This window comes from Chitinophaga sp. (genome assembly GCF_035564935.1).
In the GTDB taxonomy this organism is placed as follows: domain Bacteria; phylum Bacteroidota; class Bacteroidia; order Chitinophagales; family Chitinophagaceae; genus Chitinophaga.
This window is the reverse complement of record NZ_DATMTE010000011.1, coordinates 1-4453: the sequence shown is the minus strand read 5'-3', so window position 1 is coordinate 4453 and position 4453 is coordinate 1. Positions and strand designations below refer to the sequence as shown.

Annotated in this window: 5 protein-coding genes; 2 read left to right on the top strand and 3 right to left on the bottom strand. The window is 46.5% G+C overall.

The window, feature by feature from the left end; genetic code table 11:
- Window positions 1-95: 95 nt before the first annotated feature.
- The gene (locus VN105_RS00320; RefSeq protein WP_325636792.1) at window positions 96-764 is read left to right on the top strand and encodes a hypothetical protein; all 669 of its coding nucleotides are present in this window, start codon (window positions 96-98) and stop codon (window positions 762-764) included.
- Between the two features lie 49 nt (window positions 765-813).
- Here VN105_RS00320 and VN105_RS00315 read toward each other — a convergent pair whose 3' ends face one another.
- A complete protein-coding gene (locus tag VN105_RS00315; RefSeq protein WP_325636790.1) occupies window positions 814-2343 on the bottom strand; it encodes an MFS transporter in 1530 nt (509 codons plus the stop codon).
- A 91-nt stretch (window positions 2344-2434) separates the two neighbouring features.
- Between VN105_RS00315 and VN105_RS00310 the strand changes: the two genes are divergently transcribed.
- Window positions 2435-3271 carry an AraC family transcriptional regulator gene (locus VN105_RS00310; RefSeq protein WP_325636788.1) on the top strand — a complete coding sequence of 279 codons (837 nt, stop codon included), beginning with the start codon at window positions 2435-2437 and terminating at the stop codon, window positions 3269-3271.
- Between the two features lie 102 nt (window positions 3272-3373).
- Here VN105_RS00310 and VN105_RS00305 read toward each other — a convergent pair whose 3' ends face one another.
- A complete protein-coding gene (locus VN105_RS00305; RefSeq protein WP_325636786.1) occupies window positions 3374-3931 on the bottom strand; it encodes a hypothetical protein in 558 nt (185 codons plus the stop codon).
- Between the two features lie 225 nt (window positions 3932-4156).
- On the bottom strand, window positions 4157-4453 hold a 297-nt coding region (locus VN105_RS00300; RefSeq protein ID WP_325636784.1), incomplete at its 5' end, for a hypothetical protein.

Genomic DNA, 4453 nt, shown 5'->3' with positions numbered 1-4453 from the left:
CACCAGTGGCGGCATTCCTGGTAAAATTGTCTTTCCCACATGCATTTCCCTTTGGAATATGCTATTTTTCAACAGTCACTTTAACCAATCATGATATGAAACGACTGTTCTTATTAGTATTCCCGGCAGTATTATTAACTTCCTGTCTAAAAAAAGACCGGCTTCCATTAATAGAAACCATTACCAAAGGAGATAAGTGGGGCATCAAAATAGGCAGTTCTTATGCGGATGTTTACAGCAGGCTGCAGGAACTGGATAAAGAAAAAAACCTTTCATCGGTAGCAGTGGTATACCGCCAGCCTTTTTCCTCTCCGCAGCAAGTGCAATACCTGCTTCCCTATTACGATGCCGTTACGCTGATGGATACCAGCGTTGTGATAGACCGCGCGTTGATACAGTTTCCCGGCGATAAGGTGGCGCATATCAGTTCCGGCGGGGCACTGCCGGAAGAGGTGGATCAATGGCCGGCATCCCTGCCCACTGAAACTGCCATTCTTAAAAACGATCCGGTAAGCGATATCTACACAAAACTGGTCGCCATTTATAAAATTCCCGACTACAGTTATCTTAAGATCATTTTACCTGATAAGCCACTGGATAAACCTTTCGATCCCGATATGGAAAAATATGCCGAATGGGGATTTTCCATTGCTACCGATGTTAAACCGGGTGTATCCGGCACTTCTAGCGTGAGATTGTATTTTAAAGATGGTAAACTGAACAAGATCCTGCACAATTACAATGAAAGCCAGGTTTACAATTAAATAGTCTATTACTGCCGGCCAATCACCGGCAGTAATTTTTTCCACTCCATCACCTGAACACCGCTTTGCCTGCAGCCGGCTTAAATATATAAAAACTGACCAGGGCCAGTAGCCAAACGCCGATCCCGCCAAAAAGCGTGAGCAATTCAAATCCATAGCTAAGCGCCGAATGAGCGATGTATCCGCCGGGATCCAGGATATTCATCTCCGGAAATTTTTCATTCAAACCGGTAAAATTACCTGCTGCTATCTTTTCCGCCATCAGCTGAAGTTGTTCAGCACTGAACCTCTCATTGAAAATACCTTTTAAATGCGCGTAAATGCCTTTGCTTAACACCAGGCCCATTAAGGCAATGTTAACGGCAAGTGTGATAAGCCTGGCGCTCATATCTATCCCCGAGGCCATACCGGCACGGTTGGCACTCACTGATCCCGTGGTGGTATTGGTAACAGGTGTATTACATAAGCCCAATCCAATACCGGATACAAGGGTCCCCGGAAGCATGCTCACCCAGCCCGGATGCGTGGCATGTATACCCAGCCACATCAGGATAAAGCCCATCCCAATACTAAATAGCCCAAGCGGAATCACAACTCCCGGCCGGTACCTGAGCAGCAGGCGTTCCGCCAAAGGAGGCACCACCAATGTAGGCAGCGTGTAGGCCAGCAGTACTGTTCCTGCAAGTACACCGTTATAGCCTAATACGCCCTGGAAATAAATAGGCAGGTAAATCATAAATGGCCAGAAACAAAAATTCATCCCAACAGAGCCAATGACAGCGCCGGAAAAATCAGGCACCCGGAACACCGTAAAATCAAACATCGGCTGGGGACTGATTTTCTCTGCATAAAGAAAAAGCAGGAATGCAATAACTGATCCGGCAAGAATAAGCAGCGCGGATATACTGCCGAATCCAAGCACCGGCCCCTGGATAATGAAATAAGTTAAAGCAAAAACCGCTAATGATAACAAGATCATACCCCATACATCCAGCTGTTGGGCCTGGGTATTCCTGGATTCTTTGATGCCCGCCAGTGCAAAACCCAGTGTAAGTATGCTCAACGGAAAATGCACCAGGAAAACCCATTTCCAGCTGGCAAATGAAAGGATCAGGCCTCCTATAACAGGGCCAAAACCAAGACCTGTTCCAAATACAATGCCCCACATGGCAAATGCTCTGCTACGCTGCCGCCCTTCCTGGAACTGATGGGAAAGAATGGCGATCTGGCAAATGAGCATGATCCCCCCGCCAAGGCCCTGGAGAAACCGGCTCATAATAAGTACTGACATCGTTGTAGCCAGGCCGCAGAATAATGAAGTGATACCGAAAAGCACCAGGCCCATTACAAAAACACGTTTCCTCCCATAACGGTCGGCCAGCGTGCCGGTGGCCATCAGTACGGTAGTACACGCAATGGTATAGGCGTTCATGATCCATTGTACATCACTGAAGCTGCCATGTAATAATTTCTCAAGACCCGGCAGCAGCACCGGCACACTGGAAATTTCCAACCCGAACATCAGTGAGGAAAAACAAATGGCTGCGAGCGTCAGGGTATTCTTTTTGTTTTTAAGCATAGTCTTTATACTTGTTTCTTTTTAACAAAAATAGACCGGCAAACACCCATCTTTTCGGTTCATTTCTATTATAAAAAGGTATGTTTGTACTATGGTTAAGCAGAATATACATCAGCAGGTGGAGGTGGAATACCTTAAAACCGACCACTGTCCGCTGGTGAACCGGCAGTACAGCTTTTTCGAGATAGTGTATCTTATTTCAGGTAAGGGTTTTGTGCGCATCAATGGCAACAGGATGGCCTATCGTGATGGCAACCTGTTACTGCTCACCCCTGACGACCGTCATCATTTCGAGATAGTGGAGGCCACCGAATTTTTGCTGATCCGTTTCAGTGAAAGTTATGTACGTACTTATCCCTGGAAAAGCATTCATCACCTGGAATGCCTGCTCTACTACGCCACCAAACTATCGGGCTGCGTGATGAGATGCAAAGACGACAGCCGCCTGGTGGAAATGCTTGTCGATTCCCTGCTGTATGGAATAAAGCTGGGAGGCGCTTACCAGCAGGATTTGGAGATGAACCTGGTGAATGCAATGATTGTAATTGCTGCCAGGAATATAGCCAAATTAAGACCGGGAAATGTGCGTGACAATACGGATAAACGGATCCTTGAAATTATCAATCATATTGAACGGAATATATTTACCCCCTGCCAGCTTACAGCAGCGGCTATCAGCAATGCTTTCGGCATATCAGAAACTTACCTGGGCGTTTACTTTAAAAGACAATGCGGCGAAACCATACAACAATTCATCAGCGGCTACAAGATCAGGCTGATTGAATGGCGGTTAAAATTCAGCGATCTGAGGATCAATGAACTGGCCGATGAGTTCGGGTTTGCGGATGGAAGCCACCTGAATAAGTTTTTTAAAAAACAAAAAGGAGTGAGTTTAACGGCATACCGCCAGGCGTTGACGGCTTCATAAGTCAACAGTTCTACCTCCTGCTTTCTGTTAGTCTTTTTTTGTTGGATGTACCTGCTGTAGCTGCATCCTGATGCTGTGCACCATCCATAAGCTATACGGAGGTCAGCGTTTCTTTCCTTTAGGAATCACCTGGCCGTTTACCGGGTTTGCCAGGAAGATGCCATTTGCTTTTTTATCAGTTGTTTCTGTCAGCGCCGCATCATAAGTGATTTTTCCTTTTTTGATTTCATAGAATTTGGAGGGGATGTAATACATAGAGTCCGGTGAAGGATAGGTTTCCGTGAGATCGGCGCCACCAAATTCGAGGTTGCCGTCGCGGTCCCAGTCTTTCACATCGGAACTCACCGCAGTCAGCAGGGAATCGGCCAGGGAGTGGTCTATATTGAATACATACAGTTTATTCTTCTTTGGGCTTCCGTCTACCTCCAGGAAAAGAAAAACGGACCTGCCGTTTTCCACCAGGCGGTTACGCCTGCTTTTATAGTTGATAATATCCTGGTGAAGCACGAAAGCCTTATTCCCGTTCACGAAAATGGTGCCCTTGTACACGGTGATCAGCTGTTGCTGGCTGCTGGTAAAGTGTAGTTCGTTAGCGGATTTCTGAGCCATAGCCGGCAACGCGAGAAATAGGATCAGGCATAGTTTGAGTAGATAACGCATGGCGATTTTTTATACGGGAAATTAGTAATAATTTTTTAGTAGCAATAAAATGAGACAGGCAATGTCAGCAGATTTACTGTTTTTCCGGGTATAAACAAATTGTTTTTACCGCGCGGATCTGCTTTTTTTATCAAGTTCCGCCGCGTGTGATGCCTCCAAAAAGCCGGGCACGTTTGGAGGCATCACACGCAGCGACACTTTATACTTCGTCATCATCATCTGCCTCTACAGCTGACTCCAGGTAGTGCCTCCATCTGCATTTCTCCAGCAAAGATGACCGATAGTTGCGCTCCAGTCGTTGTAAATAATGGTTCCTTTGGGCTTCGCTTCTGTAGGTATTACAGCCGCATAGGACAGGTTGTGGTCAATTCCTGCTGCCTCCAGGCCGGTGTAGGCTGTTATCTGCGAAAAGTCCAGCGTTGCTATTGTGAATGAACGTATCCTCAGATTGGCGGTGCCAGATGTTAATATAACCCTTACGGAGGCTACATTGTCGCCCACTGTAAAGGAGGAGGCAAATTC

Bases quoted from the DNA above. Each gene is read 5' to 3' on its own strand.
- VN105_RS00320 (WP_325636792.1), top strand. From the start codon at position 96: ATGAAACGACTGTTCTTATTAGTATTCCCGGCAGTATTATTAACTTCC.
- VN105_RS00315 (WP_325636790.1), bottom strand. From the start codon at position 2,343: ATGCTTAAAAACAAAAAGAATACCCTGACGCTCGCAGCCATTTGTTTT.
- VN105_RS00310 (WP_325636788.1), top strand. From the start codon at position 2,435: ATGGTTAAGCAGAATATACATCAGCAGGTGGAGGTGGAATACCTTAAA.
- VN105_RS00305 (WP_325636786.1), bottom strand. From the start codon at position 3,931: ATGCGTTATCTACTCAAACTATGCCTGATCCTATTTCTCGCGTTGCCG.